This window comes from Oribacterium sp. KHPX15 (assembly GCF_900107835.1).
GTDB lineage: Bacteria > Bacillota > Clostridia > Lachnospirales > Lachnospiraceae > Oribacterium.
The window spans coordinates 24,643-46,707 of record NZ_FNRG01000025.1 but is presented as its reverse complement, the minus strand read 5'-3'; the positions used below and the strand labels follow the sequence as shown (position 1 = coordinate 46,707).

Here is a 22,065-nt window from a genome sequence, read left to right as displayed (position 1 = left end):
AGGCCGGAGGGCATCCATTTGGATGCCCTCCGGCCCGTCCTTAGGTGGTGCCTCGTACCACCAACTTTACGTCAAGAACATTACGCTCCTGGACCTCTCTATGCTCAATGGTATCGATGATCATGTCAAAAGCAAGCTTCGCCATCTCACTCATAGGCTGATGGATGGTAGTTATCTGAGGAGTTGTCAGTCTGGAGATCGCTGTATCATCGAAACCTATGATCTTCAGATCCTCCGGAACCCTCCGTCCAAGCTTGGCTGCCACCTGCAGTGCCTGAGCCGCGATAAGATCGGAACTGCAGAAAATACCGTCAGTTTCAGGGAACTCGGTAAGAGTCTTCAGGATACTCTCATGGTATTCCATTTCCTTGAATTCTTCAAAATTACTGTTGAGGACTCTGGCATTAACACCTTTTTTGCGGCAGACATCCATAAAGCCGTCCTCACGGATATCCGCAGGCATCTTACGAAGTCTGACACTTCCCAGCATGACCAGGTTTCTGCAGCCTTTGTTGATCAGCTCCTCGGCCGCAAGCTGACCTCCCTTATAGTTATCGCAAAGAACGCAGCCTGTACCGCCTTCGATAAAACGCTCTATGGTGATGATGGGAAGATCGAATTTTTTCAGAGTCTCCGGCTTTACCTGATTACTGAATATTAGAACTCCCGCAACCAGGCTGTTCTCGCAAAGCTCAAGGACGCTCTTCTCTTTCTGAGCATCTCCTGAAGAGCTGCTGACATATACCTGAAACTGCCTTTCGGCAGCAAAACGTTCTATCTCTCCAAGCATCTGTGAAAAGTACGGATGCATCATATTGGGCACGATAACCGCAATGGCGTCGGATCTTCCTTTGGAAAGGGTCCGGGCAACCATGTTCGGTCTGTAGCCCAGCTTCTCCATGGAGTCATATACTTTTTTTCTTGTCTTCTCGCTTATATAGCCCCTGTTGTTGAGAACTCTCGAAACAGTCTCAACTGCCAGTCCGGCTTCTTTAGCCACGTCCTTTAATGTAGTTGCCATGTCATTTTCCTTTGTAAAATTGATTTAAAAAAAGCCGGGCAGATACATCGCCCGGCTCTTATTATACTAAAATTTTATATTTTTCCCAGCAATATATCTGTGTTACTTAACCGCACCGGCAACCATACCTGCAATGATCTGCTTCTGTAAGAAGAAGTACAGGATAAGGATAGGAAGAAGTGTAAGTACAAGTGCCGCCATGATGAGGCCGTAATCTGAGCTGTAGGTTCCGTAGAAGCTGTAGGTTGAAAGCGGAAGTGTATAAAGAGGCTTCTTTCCGAGAACCAGGCTCGGGAGCAGATAGTCATTCCAGAACTGCATCGCATTAAGGATAACAAGTGTTGCAGTTGTGGGCTTAAGAAGCGGGAATACTATCATTCTGAAGGTCTGCATCTTGGTACAGCCATCGATATATGCTGCCTCCTCCAGAGACTTGGGAACACCACTCTTCAGGAATCCTGCGTACATGAACACCGACATACTCATTGCAAATCCGGTGTGCATGAAAACAAGTGATAAACGATGGTTAAGGAGACTAAGGTTTGCTCCATAAATTGATACCAGAGGTATCATGATTGACTGGAACGGGATGATCATTGAAGAGATCATCAGTGCAAATATCACCTTCGCAAGGTTTGTGTTAGCACGGACAATGTAGTAAGCCACCATGGAGGATAAGATAATAACCGCAATGGTTGAAAGGCCTGTGATGAAAAGTGAGTTTCCGAAGGCCTTCATGAACTCCATCTGTTTAAATGCTTTTCCGTAGTTATCAACGCTCATTCCGCTGGCACCGATAATGTCCATAGGTGCCTTGATGATATCCTTCTTCTGCTTGAAGGAGTTGATGATGACCATGAAGAAAGGCACAAGATAAAACAGTGCGCCGATAGTAAGCAGGATATAAATAAGTATATCCTTTATAAGCTTATTGATACCGCCCACTCTGTCAGCAGCCTTAGGCTGAGATGAAATATTCTCGGAAGTAACATTATTCTGATTGCCCATTATGCTTCTACCTCCTGCTTCTTACCTAAATAAACCTGAAGTCCCGAGATCAGTGCAACCACGAAGAACAGGAATACAGCCTCTGCCTGGCCGATACCATACTGTCTTGCGGTAAACGCCTTCTCATAAACGTGCATTGCAACAAGCTTGGTACTGCCGTAAGGCTCACCGCCCGTCAATGTAAGGTTAATGTCGTAAACCATGAATGCTCTTGAAAGAGTAAGGAATATACAGATAACGAAGGAAGGTACCATGAGAGGCAGAACGATGTGGCGCATCTTTGCCCATCCGTAAGCTCCGTCAATGGAAGCAGCCTCAAGTACATCCTCAGAAAGTCCTGTGAAACCGGCGATGTAGATAAGCATCATATAACCGCTGAGCTGCCACACAGTAACGATGACCAGTGCCCAGAAAGCCTTTGTAGGATCGGACAACCATGACTTTGAGAAGATGGCGATACCGAGATTCTTACCAAACTTTACAAGAAGCTGTGAAAAAACGAACTGCCAGATAAATCCGAGAACGACACCACCGATAAGGTTAGGTGTGAAGAAACCGGCACGGAAAACATTCTGACCAGTTTTGATTCTTCCCGAAAGGAAGTATGCAAAAACAAATCCGAAAGCATTAACAAGAAGAACCGAAAAAACCACATACTTAAGGGTAAGTGCCATGGAATTCCAGAAATTCTTATCTGCCATGAGTGCTTTATAGTTATCAAATCCCACAAGGTTCTTTACTGCTGCAACTCCGTTCCAGTCTGTGAATGTGAGATAAAATCCGTAAAGGAACGGAATGATAACTACACAAACGAAAACGAAAGTGCCTGGCAATGCGAACATAAGAAAACTTTTGATTTTATCACCGGTTGTACGGCCCAGAGAATTCATATTGATCTGCCTTTCTGCAAAAAAATCAGGACATATCCTCTTTAATCCCGGGATGTCTACCCATAAGAACCATAGCTCCTGCGGATACTTGACATCCCGTCTTGTTTTCAAGATTCCGGCAAGAAGATAATGTCCTGAATTATGTTTAAATGTATACGAACTATACTTATACTATACGACCCTTGACCCGGACCGAAGAACCGTGTTCAAATGGGTTTTGCTTAATCTTTTAATTAAGCCTGTGCCTGCCAGTAAGCATCGATCTCAGATGCTGCGCCTGCACGGTCTGTCTCACCTGCTACATACTTCTGCATGATAGCACCAACTACTGACCAGTGGTCTGAAGGAGCTACGAAGCTTGATGAATATGTGTGACCTTCAGCCATCTTGGCAACGATGTCACGGCTAAGTGGATCAAGAGGAGCAACTGTGTTGTTTGAGCAAGCAGGGATAAGAGCAAGCTTCTCAACAAGACCGTGCTGTCCTGACTCAGAGTTTACAAGCCAGTTGATGAACTCAAGAGCTGCTGCCTGCTGCTCAGGTGTTGACTGCTTTGCATCAACCATAAGCTGCTTTGTAGGTGAAGCCTGCATTGATGTGTTTGCAAAATCAGCTGTATCATTTCCGAGAACGAATGGGATAAAGCCATATGCATCATCTGTTGTAGCACCTGCTGTCTCGATGTTTGGCCAAGCCCAGTTACCGTTTGGCCAGAAAGCTGCCTCACCCTCTACAAGGTGCATAGGATCCTCATCATAGTTAGCGCCAAGCGGATCTTCCTTGTTGTAGTTGTACTCAAGGATCACATCCATTGTATCCATGAACTGGTTGAAACGCTCATAATCCTCAACCTTCTGAGAACCATCCTTAAGAGCTGCCATGATCTTGTCAGCGCCTGCTGTTGTTCCGTCGTTTGTATCATAGATATATCCGAGCTGGTGAGCACCGAGTGACCAGTCTTCCTTTGAAAGAACTACAGGATTCTCCATGCCTGCTGCTCTTAACTCCTCACAGATTGCCTTGAAGGAATCAAGTGAGTTGATGGATGCAGGATCAAATTCCTTACCGAGAGCATCCTCGATTGACTTCTTTGAGTAAATGATTCCACGACCCTCAACACAGAACGGGAAGCTGTAAACCTTACCGTCGATCTTTGTTGTCATGCTGTCGCAATACTGGTTCCAGTCCTGATCTGTAAGGTCAAGTCCGTACTCAGCGCCAAGTGCGATAACGTCTGTTGTATCAAGGATAGCCATGGTTGGTGCTGTTCCTGAGCTGTACATGGAAGTAACCTTAGTATAAGGAACCTCACCTGCTCCGCATGCAAGAACCTCAAGGTTGATGCCTGTCTCCTCTGTAAATGTTCCTGCAAGCTCCTCAAGAGCTGTCTGGATCTCACCCTTTGAGTTAAGGATGGTGATCGACTGTCCTGCAAGATCTGATGTATCAGCTGCTGCCTTTGTCTCTCCATCGGCTGCTGCAGCTGTTGTAGCCTCTGCTGCCTTTGTATCAGCAGGTGCGTTTGTCTCAGGTGTTGAGCTGCCTCCGCATGCTGCAAGTGAACTTACCATAGCTGCTGTCATGAGTAATGCAGCCATCTTGTTAATGCTTTTTTTCATGATATTCTCCTCTTGTTCTAAAAAAATAACCTGTTTAATGTCATGCTCTGTCAACCGCTTGACACTTGATGTATCTAGAATATAACGCTATTCACAAATTCTGTCAATCGGACAACATAACTTTGTACATATTGTGCAACATTTGACATCGTTTTTTGTGAGTTTTTTTGTATAAAATGCCGCTATCCCCTGTTTTTAAGGATAACGGCATTTTTAATGTCAATATGCTTTATGCACTTTTAATAAAAATAAACCCTTATTTTATAATCTCGTAGCTGTAATCTGCGAAATCCACCTTAAGGCTTGCTGTATGTCCCTGGTTGTTCCAGGTCATGGTCATCTTTGTGCCATCGGTCTCAACATTGAACTCTGCATCAAATGAGAAGGCAGAGCATGTATTACGGAATCTGAGGAGTTCGATCTGCTTTGAAACAACATCCGATTCAAGTCTCTTCTCCATCTCCTCGGGAGAAAGGTTTGTACGGTTGATCTCCTTGTGTCCTGCGGCACCGGCGCGCTTAACCGCCTCGTGGTCATTCTTACCGGCAAAAAGGTCAAGATACCATACCTGGGGCTTTCCGGGCATGAACATCTGGATAGCACGGGCAAGGAGCATCTTCTTATCATCCTCGCCGAGAGCACTGTAGTAGGTAGCATTAACCTGATAATACATGTTCTTCTTGCCGTGAAGATCCTTTACGAGACCGCCTCTTCCCACGATGGTATCGATAAGGTTCTGGATCTCCTCCTCGGGAAGAAGTCCCTTAAGGTCAAGAAGAGGGATTCCGTCATGGCAGCCAAGCATATTGACTGTGCGGATCTTGTCATTAAAGATCTCCTGTGCCCAGCGTGCGAGATCCTTACCGCTCTTCTTCTCCATGGCGTCGATAAGGAGACCCGGAAGGAAGAAGTCGTAGGTCATGTAGCCCATGTCGGCAACCTTCTTGTAAACCTTCTCACCATAGCTTGCATGAATCTCGGGAAGAAGTGTTACGTGATACTTGTCGGCAAGCTCGCGAACCTTTGAAAGGAGATCCCAGGTGTCGGGCTCATTCATGAAGTTCTTCTTGCCCGGCTCCTTAGGAGCATAAGCGAAGGCATCGAGACGAACGATGGAAGCGCCGTAGCCTGAAAGGGCCTTGAGAGTATTGTCATAATGCTCCCACACAAGATCTGACTTAACATTGAGATCCATCTGTCCTAAGTACTTGCGGTTCGACTCAAGGTAATCGATAACCTTGTCGCGATACTCTTCAAAACCGGTGAAGTCAATCTCAGCGGGCTTCTTTCCTGCACCGAGCTCAGCATTAACCTTCTCACAGATACGCTCTGCGGCAAGGTACTGGATGTCCATGGCACCCATTAAATCCATGGCATCAGGGTGCTTGTAGATAACCTCCTGATAGAAGGTGTTCCAGTAAGGCACGTCCTTACCATCGGGCATACGGACCATAAGGATGGGAAGGCCCGGCTTCCGGAAGAACATGTCCTTGATGTACTCCTCGTCAGGCTGGATATAGCCCTCCTCTGTCATCTGACCCTTGCCCTCCCAGAACTTGTTCCAGTTGATGAAGAAGTCAGCGTACTTTGAGTTCTCGCCGTTTTTGATGAGATCCTGGAACTGAGGTGAAAGCACTGATGCGTGATTAAGGATGAAGTCCAGCTTCAGGTTAATGCCCAGGGCGCGAAGTCTCTCAAGATCCTGCTCGCTGCCCATCTCGCGATTGATATTGTAGTCAATAACTGAAAATCCACGGTCAAGATCTGTGTTAAAGATGCTCGGAAGGATGTAGAAGGACTGGAAGCTGTCTTCCATCTCCGGCTTCTCAAGGAAGCTGACTACATCGCTGAGTCTGCCGCCCATGCTGTCGGGGTAAGCATTGAGCATAGGGCCGTTATCGGTGTAATGTTTCTCCATTTATATAAACTCCTCTTAAAAGAACTAAGGCTGATTGGTATCGCAATCGGTGCCTGGTTTTCCACCGGGGACGGTGGCCCCGGTGGTATGTCTCAAAACTGGTCTTTCATCAGCTCTGTGTACTATCCGGGCTATCGTAAACAGTTTTTGAACGCCCAAAATCCGGTTTAAAAATCAAAACTGGTCTTTCATCAGCTCTGTGTATTCGTCAAAGCTTATTAGGCTGCCGTTCTTCGCGCAGATGATGCCGGCCTTGTGTGCCTGGTCATGAAGCTTTCTCTGCTCGATCTCGAGAACCATTGTTGTGAATGCGCTGTCAGTCTTTCCGTCACGGTTTCTGGATCTTCTGTGGGCCAATGTCTCTGCCGGTGTGCTGTTGAGAAGTACCGGGATATCTACGCCCTGAAGGAAATCACTGTTGCCGTGAGTCCACTCGATAATGAGGATCTGCTTGTCCTTAACATTAACCTCATCGTACCAGAGGCTGGCTGCATCTCTGCCCATGCGCTTGAGCCAGAGAGTCTCGGCACCGTCCTTGAAGGCACTGATGATGGTGCTAACCTCGACGAAATCTGTCTCGTTTGGTGTTCCGAGATAGCCTGCGAGACCCTTACGGCCTGCCGCAAGATAAGACTCGAACCATGCATTTCCATCAAGATGGGACTTGTCTGCGTCTGTATCCTCCTGCTGCCACTGGCGAACTTCTTTGAAACGATCGTCTGTATAATCGCCGGCATCGATCATGCCTCTTACTGCACTCTCGCGGAAAATGTGGAGACGCTCGGCGTCATTGTACATAGGGATGCGGTGAGGATAGTTATCGCCTGAAAGGATGTAGGCACCGATGCCTGACTGCTCAAAGAACCACCCAAGTACGGAGGCGATCTCTGACTTTCCTACTCCGGAGCCGCCGCAGACACTGATAACTGCACGCTGGTAAGGGTTCTCCTTTATCTTCTTTGCAAGCTTCTCGGCAAGAGCCGGGAAAATAACATTTGCCTTAGCTATGTGTGACTCGTCGATCTCGATCTTGTCTCCGGGCATATCCCCGTGAGGAATATCTGAAGGAACTTCCTTAGTCTCCCAGGGAAGAACGCTCATAAGCTTCTCTTCGAAATCTGTTGTTGGTGTATTGATTTTATTGTAATTCTTATTCATATTGATCTCCATTCCGCCGCTTTCATCCGGCGGTACAAATAGTGATAAAAAAAACTATTTGCACTATTATCGTTAACATATGTTAAATATGTTAAGCGGTTGACATATCTACGTTAACAAATTCTCAAACATCTGTAAAGAGACTTTACTAATATTTAATAAGCTTTTTTAGGTTTGGAATTTTTGGCTGATATGCTGCGGAAGGAAGAATTTTTGAAAGTTGAGTCAATTTTTCTATTTGGAACGAGAATTTTTGAAAGTTGAGTCGATTGTTACAGGATGCTTTGACTTTATAATTTGTTTATACTTTTTAGACTTCTTTTAGGTGTGAGACATATTTCAGTCACAAAGCTCCGCTATTATATACACAAGTTACAAGAGATGTAACACAAAAAAAGCTTTTCATACTCATACTCCGGAGATGTAATACAACTCCGGAGCCCCCTTCAGAAACAACGGTCGAAAATGTGTATGAAGAGAGCGGTTTGTAAAATATCGTTCCTTTCAAGCATGACCGTTTCAAATATACTTAGTAAGAGTTCCGATTCCCCCCTTCAAAGAACTCTTGACATACAAAAATAAGAATAGACATTGAGAAGACCCCATCGAAGCGTAAAAGCTCCGGTGGGGTCTTTGGTTTTAGGAATTTATCAGAACCTGAAATCTCTCCTGTTGGAATTCCTGATCTCCTTTATATTCTCCTCAGCGATGGTTCTCACCTTTTCGGCCGGGATCTTCTTAAGCTCTTCCTCGATCATCCTGTAACCCTTTTCCTTTGTCTCGGGGCTTGCATAATCCTCGAGGTACTCTGCAAGTGTCATAAGGGCATTGGGATGACAGCAGTTAAGGATCTGTCCGTTCTTGCAAAGCGCCATGAAACGGTCTCCGGTTCTGCCGGCACGGTAGCAGGCTGTGCAGAAGGACGGAATGTGTCCGGAATCCATAAGCCAGCTCACAACTTCATCCAGGGTTCTCTGATCCGAAACATCGAACTGCTCTGTGTCATGAGGACGCTCCTCCTCGGTGTATCCGCCAACCGAAGTTCTGGAGCCCCCTGATACCTGGGAAATGCCCACTCTCAGAAGCTTTTCACGAACCGACGCAGTCTCTCTTGTGGAAATGATCATGCCTGTATAAGGCACCGCCAGACGGATGCAGGCTGCAATCTTTGTAAAGATTTCATCGCTGATTCCATTGTCAAACATGTCAGGGTCAATGTCGTCGGCCTTCTTCACGCGTGGCACGCTGATAGTATGCGGTCCTACCCCATGAACCGCCTCCAGATGCTCAGCGTGCATGATAAGTCCCGCAAACTCATATTTATACATCTCAAGGCCGAAAAGCACTCCGAGACCAACATCATCAATGCCGCCCTCCATGGCACGGTCCATTGCCTCTGTATGATAAGCATAATCATGCTTGGGGCCTGTGGGATGAAGTGTCTCATAGCTCTTCTTATGGTAAGTCTCCTGGAACAGAATATAGGTTCCGATACCTGCCTCCTTGAGCTTTCTGTAGTTCTCAACCGTTGTTGCAGCGATGTTGACATTAACACGGCGAATGTCTCCGTTTTTATGATGTACACTGTATATAGTGTTAATGCAGTCCAGGATGTATTCAATCGGATTGTTCACGGGATCCTCACCTGCCTCAATGGCGAGACGCTTGTGACCCATATCCTGAAGAGCGATTACCTCAGCCCGAACCTCTTCCTGAGTAAGCTTCTTTCTTCCTATGTGCTTATTCTTTAAATGATACGGGCAGTAAAGACAACCGTTGACACAATAGTTGGAAAGGTAAAGCGGTGCGAAAAGCACGATTCTGTTGCCGTAGAATGCAAGCTTTATCTCCTCCGCGATCTCATACATTTTCTCGATCTTGTCCGGAAGCTCGGTAGCAAGAAGTACAGATGCCTCACGATGAGTGAGCCCCGCGCAGGTGCATCCGTTACCGTTCTTCACCGGTCTTGCCTTCTCAAGTATTTGGTCTATAAGTTCGGCATCATTCTTGTGAGCCTCCGCGTACTCCAGGGTTGCGAGGATCTCCTCGTCATTGATGAATTCCTCCGCTTTAAGTGATTTTGGGTTGTAAACAGCCATAATTGTTTCTCCTTTTTATTTCTTCTCAACTACTTTATATCCAATTTTTTCGATCCTCTGTTTTAGATCCGCCAGGTTCTCCGCGGCCTCCGCACCTGCGGCAAGCTTCCCATCATACAGCAGGTATTTGCTCCGGACATTTGCAGGTGACAGATTCGGCATGACAACATTGGCACCTGACAGGATGCCCTTTTCTCTGCCCTCCGGGTCAAGGGTTCCTAGAGCTGTGGTGGCAGGCAGGAGCACCTTCGGGCAAATGATCCTTATGACGGACAGAAGGAAACATGTGAGCTCCACCGAGCCTGCATTGTATTCGGAAAACGGGGTGTCATGATGCGGTATGAAGGGCCCGATTCCGCACATTTCCGGCTGAAACTCCTCCAGGAACTTGAGATCCATGGCGAGGTTTTCCGTAGTCTGAAAGGGCGAACCTACCATGAAACCGGCACCGGTCTGGAAACCAAGCTCCTTCAGTTCACGAAGGCACTCCATCCGGTGCTCAAAGCTCATCTCCGGTGGGTGCAGCTTCCGATAATGCTCCCGATCCGCAGTCTCGTGCCTGAGAAGATACCTGTCCGCTCCCGCAGCACGCAGACGCTGAAAGCTTTCCCTGCCTCTCTCACCAAGAGACAGTGTCACCGCGCAGTCGGGATACTTCTTCTTAATCTGCCTTATAATCCTTTCCAGCCTTTCATCCGTGTACCAGGCGTCCTCCCCGCCCTGAAGGACGAAGGTTTTGAAGCCAAGTCCGTAGCCGGTTTCAGCCGCAGAGAGAATCTCCTTTTCACTAAGTCTATACCGTTCCGCTCGCCAGTTGCTCTTTCGGATACCGCAATACAGACAGTCATTTTTGCAAATGTTACTGACCTCGATGAGCCCGCGGATCAGGACTTCATTGCCATAGGTTTCTTTTCTGATACATACCGCATGTTCTCGCAAGAACTCTGTAGTCTCAGAGTCTCTGTGTTCTATGAGATATGCATATTCCTCTGCCGTGAGCTTACGGGTTTCCAAGAGCTTACACGCAAGCTCATTAATATTATTATCCATTAAATACTTTGATGCTCCTTTCCAGAATCCTGGTCATTTTCGCAATCACGATCCCGTAATTCGTGAAGGGCACATGCTGATCTTCGGCACACCTCATGCGGTAGCGCATTTCCCTTTCGGTATTCATGCAGCCTCCGCAGTGAATAACTGCCGAAAATCCGCTGAGATCCTCAGGGAAATCCTTCCCCGAACAGGTCTCTATGCTAATGCTTTTCCCGCTGTATTTTCGCAGCCAGTTGGGGATCTTCACCGTTCCGATGTCCCCGCACTGCCTATGGTGTGTGCAGCCCTCCGCCATCAAAATCCGATCCCCATCCTTAAGGTGATCCAAAGCCTTAACCGCCTTTACGGAGCTCTCCAAAGTTCCCTTGTACTTTGCCATCAAAATGGAAAATGAAGTTAATGCTACCTCCTCCGGAACCACACTACTCACATAGGAAAACACCTGACTGTCGGTAATGACTACATCCGGTTTTCTGCCAAGTCCCGAGAGAGTTTCCTTCAGTTCAGAATCTCTCGTCACAACAACAGTGGCGCCTTTGTCAAGTGCGCTTCGGATGGCCATCTGTTGAGGCATTATAAGCCTGCCCTTGGGTGCCGCTTTGTCAATGGGGATGACCAGCACTGCAAGTTCGCCCGGACCGATGATCCCATCAAGAAGTGATTTTGAGTCTTCATTGTCCTTCAGGAGAGCTCCGATTCTTTCCTTCAGTTCCTCGATTCCGGCTCCTGTTTTGGCACTGACATATATGATGTCCTCTTCCGAAGGCTTTACTCTGTCCTTTTCGATGAAGCAAGTCCTTGCTTCTCTTTTTTCGGAATTTATTTCTTCTGAATCCAAAGACCTCCTCTCCCCTGAATCGACATCTTTAATTTGTATCGCATCGATCTCATGGGATTCCTGACAATCAGCTGCAAAAAAAGCATCTGAAATATCAGCTTTGTTCCAAACCACCAGATACGGTATCTCGTGCTTTTTGAACATTTCAAGAAGCAGCATGTCCTCCGACCTCATGCCGGTCTCTGCATCCACAACAAGCACCGCAATATCAGTCCGGTTTATGACCTGCCTTGTTCTCTTTACCCTCAGATCCCCCAGCATTCCTTCATCATCAAAACCCGGAGTGTCAATGATTACCACCGGCCCCAGCGGCAACAGCTCCATTGATTTAGTTACCGGATCGGTAGTGGTTCCCTTGACCTCGGAAACCACCGCCATATCCTGACCGGTGATACGGTTAACGAGACTGGACTTTCCTGCATTCCTGCATCCAAAAAAGCCTATATGCAGCCTGTTGGCGGATGCCACCGAATTCATATTTTCCTGTAAACTCAACTTTTCCTCCTAAAACACATATGTAAAACGCCCCTACTTAATACCGCTCTGACCCTCATATGTGCCTTTGTGCAAGTAAAACACACTCGTGACGACTTTATCGCATAAAAAGAATGCAGCATAAACCGCCCTCTAAAAAGTATAATAATAAAAGAAAAAGCCGGGGGGTACACTTCCCCTCCGACTCTTGTGGCAGATTTCCACGGAACCTGTTGTGGCTCCGGCCTTCGCACAGCGAACTAAATAACCGGAGTTACCAATCTTTTTTATTCACGTCACTTTCACCGCAAGAGCCGAAGCCGTTTTGGTGTCAGGGGCTTATTCAATTTTCATATATCCAAGTAACAACTTTACTGCCTTGTGCAAATCACCTTTGCCGTAATCTCAGGGATACGACCGAGAGCACCGGTTAAGGCATTGATCTTATCTACGGGTGCATCCATAGCAACGCAGATTACATTGATCGCTTTCTCACGATATGGTATTCCCATACGTCCGATGATATACTGACCATACTCATGAAGCAGTTCGTTAAGCTGATTGGCTGCCTCATAATCTTCAACTATGATACTTAAAACCGCAACTCTTGTTTCCATGTCTCATACCTCTTAAATACTTTCAGCTACAATAATAAGATAACCATGTTCAAAGCTTCTGTCAACAAACATAAACCATAGTAATTAGCCTATATAAGCCATAGTAGTAACAGTTCAGTCGGTGGGCCAGAGGGACGGGGTTGGTATATGGCACTCCTGCTATCATTTATTCCATCTCATCGATATGCTCATCTCTGAGATTTTCGAATTCTTTTTCTATACGGGCTTCTATTTTTTGAAAACCCTCTTTGTATCTTCCGGCTGCTTCACGAAGCTTTTCAAAGCTTTCGGAACCTCCTTTTAATGTAGGGTTGTTTCTCAGCATACTTGCAACCCACCAGTTCATGCGGCCTGACTTTTCATCTCCGCCATCCTCCAGCACACGAAGACGTTCTGTCATGTGAAGGCTGTGGAGCTTTAGGCTGACTGCCTTGGCGGCGGCCAGATTGCCCTCGGTTTCAGCGATGGATTTCACCTCGGAAACATTGGCCTTTGCCTGCTCCTGAAGCTCCAGAAATTTAGTTTTGGCTTCAGAGATATTGAGTTTGAGTGCCTGTATCTCCTCGCTGTTAGCGGCAAGATTCTCAAGTCGTTTTTTGAGATCAAGGGCACCGATAACGGAAAAGATAACATCTTCAATGAACAGCGTATACAGCATGGTGACCGCCACCACAAATCCGGTGTAGGTCCAGTCCTTTGAAATCACAGAAACCCGGGGATGAATAAACTCGATGAAAATCACCGCAAGAGCTCCCCAGGCAATGGATGTATACAGACAGATATAACCGTGAAAGTTGAGTGGATTTTGACTGTAATCCCACCATCTCATATGGAAAATATGAAACATGAGGTAACCGGTCACCAGCTCCAGCGCCGATCCAACCAACATTCCCGTCAGAAATGCCTTCCAGTACTCACCCTTGAAAGGTCCGGCAAATACAAGCATAAGTATAGCTCCCGACCCGTAAATCGGAAGCCAGGGTCCATGACAGAAACCGCGGTTAAGAAGCTTGAGCTCCTTTATGGAACAGTAGGTCGACTCAAACACCCACCCCAGCATACAGTAGAGAATAAAAAACAATGCCCACTGAAGTATAGTGTAGTCCTCAAATATCCAAAGGTTTTCAATATAAACGTACATAACTGAAAAATTTTCTCCCATCCATAATTACTTTTTTCGCGTGACAGCATTATCGCAAAAACAAGTGCAGCCACTGCTTACTTGATATCCTAAACCACCGGACTCTTCATTTTTCATCTATTGTGACTTTGGGATTTATCTTTGCCTTTACTTCCGAATTTATATTTTGATTTAGATTTGTATTTGGCTCCGGATGCCAAACAGGACTCCACAAGGTACAGCAGAGTACTAAAAGGAAAGGCGAATATCTTCGCTGAAAGCACCACCGTCAGCAGCACACTGCAAACAATCAATATGGAAAGCTGAGAAAGATTTGACGGATCCACACAAGTGATATAACCGGCGGCAAGTATCAGGTCCCTAATTGGTCTGTGAAGGATATAAATCTGAAGTGTCCTCTGTCCTGTTTTTGTTATAAAAGGAATGTAATCCGTAGGCATGAACCGCAAAAATGTGAAGGTCATATTTCCGGCCATAATGTACCATACAAGCCTCACTATCCACTCAGTAGAAAGACTGCCCATATAAAGTCTGCCGTCTATTCCCAGTGGTGAAACCTTTTCATACCAGGATCCATATACTACATAACGATAGTCCCACAGGTAGTCGAACATAAAAAATCCAACAGCGATGACGGACGCTGCAGTGATCAGGAGATTCAATGATGAGAACACTGAAAACACTTTCCGGTAATCATAATATTTCTCCAGCTTTTCCTGTCCAAGAAAATATCCCGCAAAGAAAAACGGTGCGAAGCTGATAACTCTGTCCAGTTCCAGATATTTCTCAAATACCTGGAAATAACCTCCGGCGAGAGACAATATCGTTATACATATCCACAAATGCAGACTGCAGGGGATCTTCAAAGCTTTTTTTCGATATATTATGTTGTTTCGGCGATATTTTTTATCCGACCCGATCCTTATGTATTTATCCTTAAATAAACTGAAGAAAGGTATGAAAAGATACCATATGAGCAGAGCAAACAGATACCACGGGGCTCCGGTGTCTTTAAGGAAATTGGGAAAATCTGAGGTTTTTCCGTAGGCAGGTATCTCAGAAAAGAATGTAATGATCTCAAATACGATGTACAGCACAAGAGTCCTGAACCATCTTGACCAGTTGAATCTTTTCCGTCCCTGTATCTCCCTGTAAATACCCCGGGAAAATAGCCCGGATATAAAGGTAAATGCTGCCATGTGAAATGTATATATCAGGAAAAATATATTGCTGCATACTCTGGTGTGACCCTTTACGGGAAGCAGAAAATGCCCCACCACCACAAGTATTATCAAAATCCCTTTTGCATTGTCATACCTTAGGTTCCTGCCGTCAGCCATAAAACTCCTATAAAATCCACTGAACCATCAGGGATAGTTCCGAACCGTCCCCGGTGGTTAACCCGGTGGATTGTGTCGCAAAAAAATGCAGCCACATACGTGACTGCACTATAATATCATATTTTTTTGTTCTGGTTAATATATACACCATCCGCCGGTGATTTACCCACGAAAAAAGGACTGCCGCCTCAAGCGACAATCCTTTTCTGAAATTTAAACCTTATTCATTAAATCACTCGAGTATAGGCTTTACAGCTGCTGCAAGCTTATCCTTCTCAGCCTCTGCTGCCTGGAGGTCCTTACCGAGGGTTGTGAAGTAAGTCTTGATCTTCGGCTCTGTACCTGAAGGTCTTACGACGATGGTAGAACCGTCATCGAGACCATAGATGAGAACATTGGCCTTTGGAAGTCCTGTCTCCTCTGTCTTCTCGTAGTCGGTAACCTTAACAACCTTCTTGCCTGCGAACTCTGCGGGAGCTTCCTTACGAAGACCTTCCATGATGGATGCCATCTTATCCATTCCGCTGAGACCGGGGAACTCGAAGGAATCTACCTTGTTGAGGTAACGTCCGTACTCCTTGTAGATCTCCTCAAGTCTCTGCTTGATGGAAGAACCGATTGAGCGGTAGTAAGCAGCCATCTCGCAGATAAGCATTGAACCAACTACGGCATCCTTATCTCTTACGTATGAGCCTGAAAGGTATCCATAGGACTCCTCAAATCCGAAAATGAAACGCTCAACCTCGCCTGCTGCCTCAAGCTGTGCGATCTGGTCGCCGATCCACTTGAAACCGGTGAGAACCTCTCTCAGCTCAACGCCATAATGCTCGGCAACAGCATTGGCAAGAGGTGTGGAAACGATGGACTTAACTGCTACGGGCTTCTCAGGCATAGTGCCCTGCTCCTTGCGGCCTGCGCAGATGTAATCGAGAAGAAGTACACCCATCTCGTTTCCGGTAACCAGCTCATAAGTTCCGTCCGGACACTTCATGGCGATACCAACACGGTCTGCATCGGGATCAGTTGCGAGGAGAAGATCTGCGCCTTCCTTCTTGCAAAGCTCGAGACCCTTTTCCATAGCCTCGAAGATCTCAGGGTTAGGATATGAGCAGGTTGTGAAGTAACCGTTCGGGTACTCCTGCTCGGGAACGATGGTAATGTCGTCGATGCCGATGTCATTGAGAACCTTGGTAACGGGAACAAGTCCGGTTCCGTTGAGAGGAGTGTAAACCAGCTTGAGTCCTGAGTTCTTTGCAACACCCGGACGAACCTGGCGTGACTCGATGGCATCATAAAGGCCCTTCTTGCAATCGTCGCCTACGAACTTGATAAGACCCTTCTCAACACCTTCTGAGAAACTGATGTACTTAGCGCCTGTAAGAACGTCTGTCTTCTGGATCTGCTCATAAACGATAGCTGCCGCATCATCTGTCATCTGGCAGCCGTCAGGACCGTATGCCTTGTAGCCGTTGTACTTTGCAGGGTTGTGAGATGCTGTAACCATGATACCTGCATTGCACTTGTAGTAACGGGTTGCGAAGGAAAGTGCGGGAACCGGCATAAGCTCGTCATAGATACGAACATTGATACCATTGGCAGCGAGAACGCCTGCTGCTTCACGTGCGAAATTCCAGCCCTTGAGACGAGAGTCGTAACTGATGGCAACTGTCTGTGTGCCGCCCTGAGTCTTTACCCAGTCAGCAACACCCTGTGTAGCCTGACGAACAACCCAGATATTCATGCGGTTTGTTCCGGCACCGAGAGTTCCTCTGAGACCTGCTGTTCCGAACTTTAATGCAACCGCAAAACGCTCCTTGATAGCTTCATCATCACCCTTGATTCCCTGAAGCTCAGTCTTTAAATCAACATCCTGAAGGTCGGCAGCAAGCCAGCGCTCATATTCATCTTGATACATATTTAGTTCCCCTCTCTATGACCCGCCATGCATGATTTTTGCACGGTCGAGGTGATTAATGATAAATGTAAAAGCTACTTATAAATATACCAATTTTAGACGGTATCATCAAGAGTCTGAGGGCATCCATTTAAAGCCGAGGCGCTTCGTCGGAAAAATCTAAAATTGGCCCCCTAAGAACCACTAGGCCCTCGCCAATGTCAGAGATTTTCTTTATGAAAACTCTGACTTGGCGAGGGTGCTAAGGAAAAAGTAATCCAAGTGGTTCTAAGGGGGCCGATTTTGATTTTTCACGACTCAGCTTAACGGCTTTAAATGGATGCCCTCAGACTCAAGCTATATTTCTTATCTTCTGGCCAATGCCAAAAGCACATCTTTTTCGTTTCTCGACGGCACCTTCAGCACCTCGTCCAGGAGCATGTTGAGGATCATGCCAACCTCTGGTCCCTTGGGGATTCCCATTTCCATGAGGTCTGTGCCTGTGACCTTCAGGTCAGAGAGGCTAATGCAGTCGCCCGCATCTCTAACGGCTTCCACGTGATTTCTCGTTACCCTGATCCTTTCGAGACGCTTTGCCGGTTCATCACCTGTTATCTGGCGGTTTAAGCATTCATCTGCATCAAGGAATGCGAGGTAGGTATCAAAGCCTATAACCGACAGAGTCTTTCTCACTTCATAAATGCTTTCCGGAAGATCCTCATCGAAAAGTCCCGCGATGATCCGGGCTTTATCAATGGTGTCGTTATCCATCTTCAGTTCCTTAAGGATGATCTTTGCCTCCTCCGGAACCGCTCTCAGGAAGGTGCCCCATCTCACATACTTTTCGTTCGGGATTCCGTCGGGGATCCACTGACGGATATCGGGATAAGGCGCGCCCATCTCGTTTGTAACATCAAAGGCATCATCAAAATGATCGGAAATATAACCGGAAAGTCCGCTCTCCGACACAAGGGCTATATGGTTCGGATGATCTGACATGAGAAGCTTTGTGAGCTCAACATTGATCCTCTCCTTTGACACGTTAGTGAGGTTTGGAGCCAGTTCCTTTATGGCCTCGTAGGTTTCCGGATCGATCTCGAAGCCGAGCTGCGCCGAAAATCTCAGGGCTCTAAGCATTCTGAGGGCATCCTCCGTAAACCGCTGCTTCGCATCGCCCACTGCTCTTATGACATGAGCCTCCATGTCCTTCATGCCGCCGAAGTCATCCACCAGGCCGGAGTCAGCATTAACGGCCATGGCATTGATGGTGAAATCTCTTCTTGCGAGATCCTCGTGGAGGGACGGGGTGAATGTCACTGTGCTGGGGTGGCGGCCATCCAGATACTCGCCATCGATTCGGTAGGTGGTTACCTCGTAGCCGATGAAGCCCTTGCCTGTGCGAACGGTGGACTGCATATCGGCAGCGCCCGGAGCATAGTCAACTCCTTCCAGGGCCTCAGCTTCCTTTGATTCATCCTCTCCTTTGTGAGCCTTCAGAAGAACCGTAACGGTACCGTGCTGTATTCCGGTGTCGATGGTTCTTTTGAACACCTTCTTGATCTCCTCAGGCTTTGCGCTGGTGGTTATATCCCAGTCCTCGGGAAGCCGCCCCAGAAGGCAGTCTCTCACGCAGCCGCCCACGGCGTAGGCCTCATGACCCGCATCCTCAAGCTTCTTAATTATATGTTTTACGTTTTCCGGTAATGTTATCTTTTCCATCTGTCTTCCTTCCATTGTAATGGGGTCAGACCCCATTACAATATTTTACGTAACAGTTCAGCCGGTGGACCAGGCTTTTGCTTGACTCATAATCTGCTTTACGGGGATATGAGTCATGTAGAATCGGACTTGGCACTGACTCATATCTGGTGTTTTGATGATATGGGTCATGTAGAATCGGACTTGGCATTGACTCATATCTGGTGTTTTGTTGATATGGGTCATGTAGAATCGTTCTTAACAATGACTCATTTCCGGATTTTAGAGTTTTGGGTCATGGAGCAGCAGAACTTGAATATCTACTACTCATTCGTACACCATGGTTCACAGGCTGAACTGTTAACTATTTTACCCTATTATAGCAAAAAGTGTAACCTGTTATTATTGTAACAATGCCGCAATCTGTGTTAGAATATGGAGAAGTTTAAACATTATTCCAAAGGAGAGTCACGCCCGTGAGTTCGGACGTTGTGAGAGGCAGATCATGAAAGACAAATACATGGCGTATATCGGTTCATACAGCTATACCGGAAACGCAAAGGGAATCACCATATGCGACGTTGATGTGGAGAAAGGCGTTCTCATCAAGAGAACAGAGATCGAGGTCAACAATTCTTCGTATCTTGTAGCATCAAGAGACCAGAGAACCTTATATTCAATCTCAGACGAGGGTATCGTTTCTTTCCGTATCATGGAGAACGGATCCCTCAGCAAGCTTAATACGAGAAACATCCGCGGTATGCGTGGATGCCACCTTGCCGTTGACCAGTATGATGAGTACATCATGGTTTCAGGCTATCATGACGGAAAGGCAACACTTCTCAAGCTGGAGAAAGACGGCTCAGTAGGACCTATCGTCGACGGTGTTTATGACAAAGGCATTGGCTCCGTTGCAGAAAGAACCTTCCGCCCCCATGTATCCTGTGCGAGAATGACAGACGACCAGAAGTACATCATGGTTGCTGACCTCGGTATAGACCAGGTGCGTGTTTTCAGATTTGACAAGGGCGACGGAAAGATGCGCCAGATCGACACCATCCGCTGCGAGCTGAAATCTGCACCCCGTCACTTCCGTTTCTCTCCCGACAGAAAGTATCTTTATCTTATGTATGAGATAAAGAATGTCATCGGCGTTTACCGCATGGAAGAGGGCGCAGGCTACGACGACGTTACTTTTGAGAAGATACAGGAAATTCCCACCCACAAAGAAAAGGGCGACACCAATCTCATTGCGGCAGCACAGATGAGATTCTCTCCGGACAAGGAAGCAAAGCATGTTTTCTGTTCCAATGCCGGAAACGATACAGTTTCCATATACGATCGTGACGTGGAGACCGGTCTCCTTACCATGAAGGGAAGTCTTCCTATCGCAGGAATTTATCCTAAGGATTTCTGCATCTTCCCTGATGAGAAGCATATCGCAGTGGCTAACCACGAGTCAGGCACCGTGACTTTCTTCAGCATTGACTATGACAACGGCCTGCTGGTAATGAGCGCAAGAGAAATCCGCGTGGATGAGCCGAACTGCATCTGCATGGTTAAGCTTCCTCAGAAAAAATAATCAGCAGCGAAGATAGCACAGCACTCCATCAATTCACTTGGAAAGATACATTATCTCTCAGAGACAGATGGATACACATCAATCAGAATTTGGAATAGCAGATATTACGGGTCGAGTAGAAGGGTATGCCTTTCTACTCGATTTTGTGTTATTATCACAACGAAGAGGGTTAGGGATTTCAGGGCTAATGTCTAACCCCAGGGCAGAGAGGCATCTCTGCTGTATATTGAAAAAATGTTTGCTTGAAAGGATATAGATATATATGGCCGGTAATACTTTTGGAAAACTTTTCAGGATAACTACTTTCGGTGAGTCCCACGGACCTGCACTAGGTGTAGTCATTGACGGATGTCCGGCGGGGCTGGAACTCTCGGAAGATGACATTCAGCCATACATGGACAGGAGAAAGCCGGGGCAGAACCTGAAGACCACTGCCAGAAAGGAAGACGACAAGATCGAGATTCTGTCGGGCGTTTTTGAGGGTGTGACAACCGGAACTCCTATCGCTATCATTGTCAGAAATACCAATCAGCACAGTAAGGATTACTCGGATATCGCCCATGTTTTCCGTCCGGGACATGCGGATTATGGATTCTTCCAGAAGTACGGGTTCAGGGATTATCGCGGAGGCGGAAGGTCCAGCGGCCGTGAGACTCTGGCGCGGGTAGCCGGCGGCGCGGTGGCTGCCAAGGTTCTTGCGGATATCGGAATCACTGTGGATGCCGAGGTTACAGAGCTTGCGGGAATTGATGTGACTACACCTCAGGGCAGGGAAGCTGCGGACGCGAAAATCCTGGAGCTTAAGAGCGAGATGGACAGCGCCGGCGGCGTGGTGACCTGCTTTGTCAACAACATGCCCACCGGGATCGGAGAGCCGGTCTTCGACAAGCTGGACGCAAACCTCGCCAAGGCTATCATGTCCATCGGTGCAGTCAAGGCCGTAGAGATCGGTGACGGCACAAAGGTTGCCCGAATGCGTGGCTCAGAGAACAATGACGGATTCGAGGCGGTTTCCGTTCCCATTGCTCCCCTGGAGGATATGGAGGACAATGAAGACATCGAACACGAGCCTTCACTTGAGGAGATAAATCACTTCCGTATGTCTCATGGTCAGGAGCCTCTTTCTTCGGAAGAATATGAAGAGATGGTGGAGAACGGCGAGTTCAGCGGGATGGAGGAGATCTTCCAGGTCACCAGCAACCACGCAGGAGGTATCCTGGGAGGCATGTCAGACGGCGCCGAGATCGTCATCAGAGCCTACTTCAAGCCCACTCCTTCCATCGGTCAGCCTCAGCACACCGCCAACGAGGATGGCGAAAACGTCACCATCGAGATCAAGGGCCGTCACGACCCCACCGTCGTTGAGCGTGCCAATGTTGTCGTCGAGTGCATGGTGGCTGCCACCATACTTGACCTGCTCCTGGAGAACATGGGGTGCAAGATGGACAACCTAAGAGATATTTACCCGGAAGATTGAGCCTCATATTCATATTCTTCATGATGAGTCAATAATCCATAAGTGCCTATATGACTCATATTGATTATTATTCAGAATTGAGTCAATTATTGCAGGATGCTCTATGACCTAAAATCTATTATCTTGAAATTAGGTCATGTATATAGATGTAATATATTGACTTCAAATCCGATATTGTTCCATTTGAGTCATTTCTCAAGCTCGGTATTGTTGACTTCAATTCCAGAAATACCTGATT

General features: G+C 46.9%; 16 protein-coding genes. 2 read left to right on the top strand and 14 right to left on the bottom strand.

All coding sequences use genetic code 11. The features are described 5' to 3' along the window. Positions 1 to 40: 40 nt before the first annotated feature. The 14 genes from BLV86_RS13385 to BLV86_RS13320 all read right to left on the bottom strand — a co-directional run bounded on the left by BLV86_RS13385 (position 41) and on the right by BLV86_RS13320 (position 18,789). A complete protein-coding gene (locus BLV86_RS13385; protein ID WP_031551032.1) occupies positions 41 to 1,021 on the bottom strand; it encodes a LacI family DNA-binding transcriptional regulator in 981 nt (326 codons plus the stop codon). Between the two features lie 102 nt (positions 1,022 to 1,123). Then, the gene (locus BLV86_RS13380) at positions 1,124 to 2,029 is read right to left on the bottom strand and encodes a carbohydrate ABC transporter permease (protein WP_090818403.1); all 906 of its coding nucleotides are present in this window, start codon (positions 2,027 to 2,029) and stop codon (positions 1,124 to 1,126) included. Further along, a complete protein-coding gene (locus tag BLV86_RS13375; RefSeq protein WP_031551038.1) occupies positions 2,029 to 2,919 on the bottom strand; it encodes a carbohydrate ABC transporter permease in 891 nt (296 codons plus the stop codon). Before BLV86_RS13375 ends, BLV86_RS13380 begins: the two co-directional genes overlap by 1 nt. A gap of 233 nt (positions 2,920 to 3,152) precedes the next feature. After that, the gene (locus BLV86_RS13370) at positions 3,153 to 4,538 is read right to left on the bottom strand and encodes an ABC transporter substrate-binding protein (RefSeq protein WP_031551041.1); all 1,386 of its coding nucleotides are present in this window, start codon (positions 4,536 to 4,538) and stop codon (positions 3,153 to 3,155) included. Positions 4,539 to 4,794: 256 nt separating this feature from the next. After that, entirely contained in the window at positions 4,795 to 6,456 is a 1,662-nt protein-coding gene (locus BLV86_RS13365; RefSeq protein WP_090818400.1) for an alpha-amylase family protein, read from the bottom strand. A gap of 174 nt (positions 6,457 to 6,630) precedes the next feature. Continuing rightward, positions 6,631 to 7,614, bottom strand: coding sequence for an adenylylsulfate kinase (locus tag BLV86_RS13360; protein ID WP_242840085.1), 984 nt, complete (start codon positions 7,612 to 7,614; stop codon positions 6,631 to 6,633). A 650-nt stretch (positions 7,615 to 8,264) separates the two neighbouring features. Next, on the bottom strand, positions 8,265 to 9,713 hold the full coding sequence (gene hydG / locus BLV86_RS13355) for a [FeFe] hydrogenase H-cluster radical SAM maturase HydG (RefSeq protein ID WP_031551052.1): 1,449 nt from the start codon (positions 9,711 to 9,713) through the stop codon (positions 8,265 to 8,267). Between the two features lie 15 nt (positions 9,714 to 9,728). Next, complete coding sequence (hydE, locus tag BLV86_RS13350; RefSeq protein ID WP_090818398.1) at positions 9,729 to 10,763, bottom strand: [FeFe] hydrogenase H-cluster radical SAM maturase HydE; 1,035 nt, start codon at positions 10,761 to 10,763, stop codon at positions 9,729 to 9,731. After that, positions 10,756 to 12,081: a [FeFe] hydrogenase H-cluster maturation GTPase HydF gene (gene hydF / locus BLV86_RS13345; RefSeq protein WP_090818429.1), complete on the bottom strand. Its 1,326-nt coding sequence runs from the start codon at positions 12,079 to 12,081 to the stop codon at positions 10,756 to 10,758. Before hydF ends, hydE begins: the two co-directional genes overlap by 8 nt. 368 nt (positions 12,082 to 12,449) lie before the next feature. Then, positions 12,450 to 12,695, bottom strand: coding sequence for a TM1266 family iron-only hydrogenase system putative regulator (locus BLV86_RS13340; RefSeq protein WP_029201691.1), 246 nt, complete (start codon positions 12,693 to 12,695; stop codon positions 12,450 to 12,452). Between the two features lie 166 nt (positions 12,696 to 12,861). Continuing rightward, positions 12,862 to 13,836, bottom strand: coding sequence for a putative ABC transporter permease (locus tag BLV86_RS13335; RefSeq protein WP_090818426.1), 975 nt, complete (start codon positions 13,834 to 13,836; stop codon positions 12,862 to 12,864). Between the two features lie 113 nt (positions 13,837 to 13,949). Further along, the gene (locus BLV86_RS13330) at positions 13,950 to 15,176 is read right to left on the bottom strand and encodes an acyltransferase family protein (protein WP_090818395.1); all 1,227 of its coding nucleotides are present in this window, start codon (positions 15,174 to 15,176) and stop codon (positions 13,950 to 13,952) included. A 232-nt stretch (positions 15,177 to 15,408) separates the two neighbouring features. Continuing rightward, on the bottom strand, positions 15,409 to 17,091 hold the full coding sequence (locus BLV86_RS13325; protein WP_031551072.1) for a phospho-sugar mutase: 1,683 nt from the start codon (positions 17,089 to 17,091) through the stop codon (positions 15,409 to 15,411). A 345-nt stretch (positions 17,092 to 17,436) separates the two neighbouring features. After that, entirely contained in the window at positions 17,437 to 18,789 is a 1,353-nt protein-coding gene (locus BLV86_RS13320) for a CCA tRNA nucleotidyltransferase (protein ID WP_090818392.1), read from the bottom strand. 484 nt (positions 18,790 to 19,273) lie between these two features. Here BLV86_RS13320 and BLV86_RS13315 point away from each other — a divergent pair, with 484 nt between their 5' ends. Together BLV86_RS13315 and aroC are read left to right on the top strand one after the other, a co-directional pair. Then, complete coding sequence (locus tag BLV86_RS13315; protein ID WP_090818388.1) at positions 19,274 to 20,350, top strand: lactonase family protein; 1,077 nt, start codon at positions 19,274 to 19,276, stop codon at positions 20,348 to 20,350. Positions 20,351 to 20,612: 262 nt separating this feature from the next. After that, complete coding sequence (gene aroC / locus BLV86_RS13310; RefSeq protein ID WP_090818386.1) at positions 20,613 to 21,827, top strand: chorismate synthase; 1,215 nt, start codon at positions 20,613 to 20,615, stop codon at positions 21,825 to 21,827. The last annotated feature ends 238 nt before the right edge of the window (positions 21,828 to 22,065 follow it).

Bases quoted from the DNA above. Each gene is read 5' to 3' on its own strand.
- BLV86_RS13385 (WP_031551032.1), bottom strand. From the start codon at position 1,021: ATGGCAACTACATTAAAGGACGTGGCTAAAGAAGCCGGACTGGCAGTT.
- BLV86_RS13380 (WP_090818403.1), bottom strand. From the start codon at position 2,029: ATGGGCAATCAGAATAATGTTACTTCCGAGAATATTTCATCTCAGCCT.
- BLV86_RS13375 (WP_031551038.1), bottom strand. From the start codon at position 2,919: ATGAATTCTCTGGGCCGTACAACCGGTGATAAAATCAAAAGTTTTCTT.
- BLV86_RS13370 (WP_031551041.1), bottom strand. From the start codon at position 4,538: ATGAAAAAAAGCATTAACAAGATGGCTGCATTACTCATGACAGCAGCT.
- BLV86_RS13365 (WP_090818400.1), bottom strand. From the start codon at position 6,456: ATGGAGAAACATTACACCGATAACGGCCCTATGCTCAATGCTTACCCC.
- BLV86_RS13360 (WP_242840085.1), bottom strand. From the start codon at position 7,614: ATGAATAAGAATTACAATAAAATCAATACACCAACAACAGATTTCGAA.
- hydG (WP_031551052.1), bottom strand. From the start codon at position 9,713: ATGGCTGTTTACAACCCAAAATCACTTAAAGCGGAGGAATTCATCAAT.
- hydE (WP_090818398.1), bottom strand. From the start codon at position 10,763: ATGGATAATAATATTAATGAGCTTGCGTGTAAGCTCTTGGAAACCCGT.
- hydF (WP_090818429.1), bottom strand. From the start codon at position 12,081: ATGAATTCGGTGGCATCCGCCAACAGGCTGCATATAGGCTTTTTTGGA.
- BLV86_RS13340 (WP_029201691.1), bottom strand. From the start codon at position 12,695: ATGGAAACAAGAGTTGCGGTTTTAAGTATCATAGTTGAAGATTATGAG.
- BLV86_RS13335 (WP_090818426.1), bottom strand. From the start codon at position 13,836: ATGTACGTTTATATTGAAAACCTTTGGATATTTGAGGACTACACTATA.
- BLV86_RS13330 (WP_090818395.1), bottom strand. From the start codon at position 15,176: ATGGCTGACGGCAGGAACCTAAGGTATGACAATGCAAAAGGGATTTTG.
- BLV86_RS13325 (WP_031551072.1), bottom strand. From the start codon at position 17,091: ATGTATCAAGATGAATATGAGCGCTGGCTTGCTGCCGACCTTCAGGAT.
- BLV86_RS13320 (WP_090818392.1), bottom strand. From the start codon at position 18,789: ATGGAAAAGATAACATTACCGGAAAACGTAAAACATATAATTAAGAAG.
- BLV86_RS13315 (WP_090818388.1), top strand. From the start codon at position 19,274: ATGAAAGACAAATACATGGCGTATATCGGTTCATACAGCTATACCGGA.
- aroC (WP_090818386.1), top strand. From the start codon at position 20,613: ATGGCCGGTAATACTTTTGGAAAACTTTTCAGGATAACTACTTTCGGT.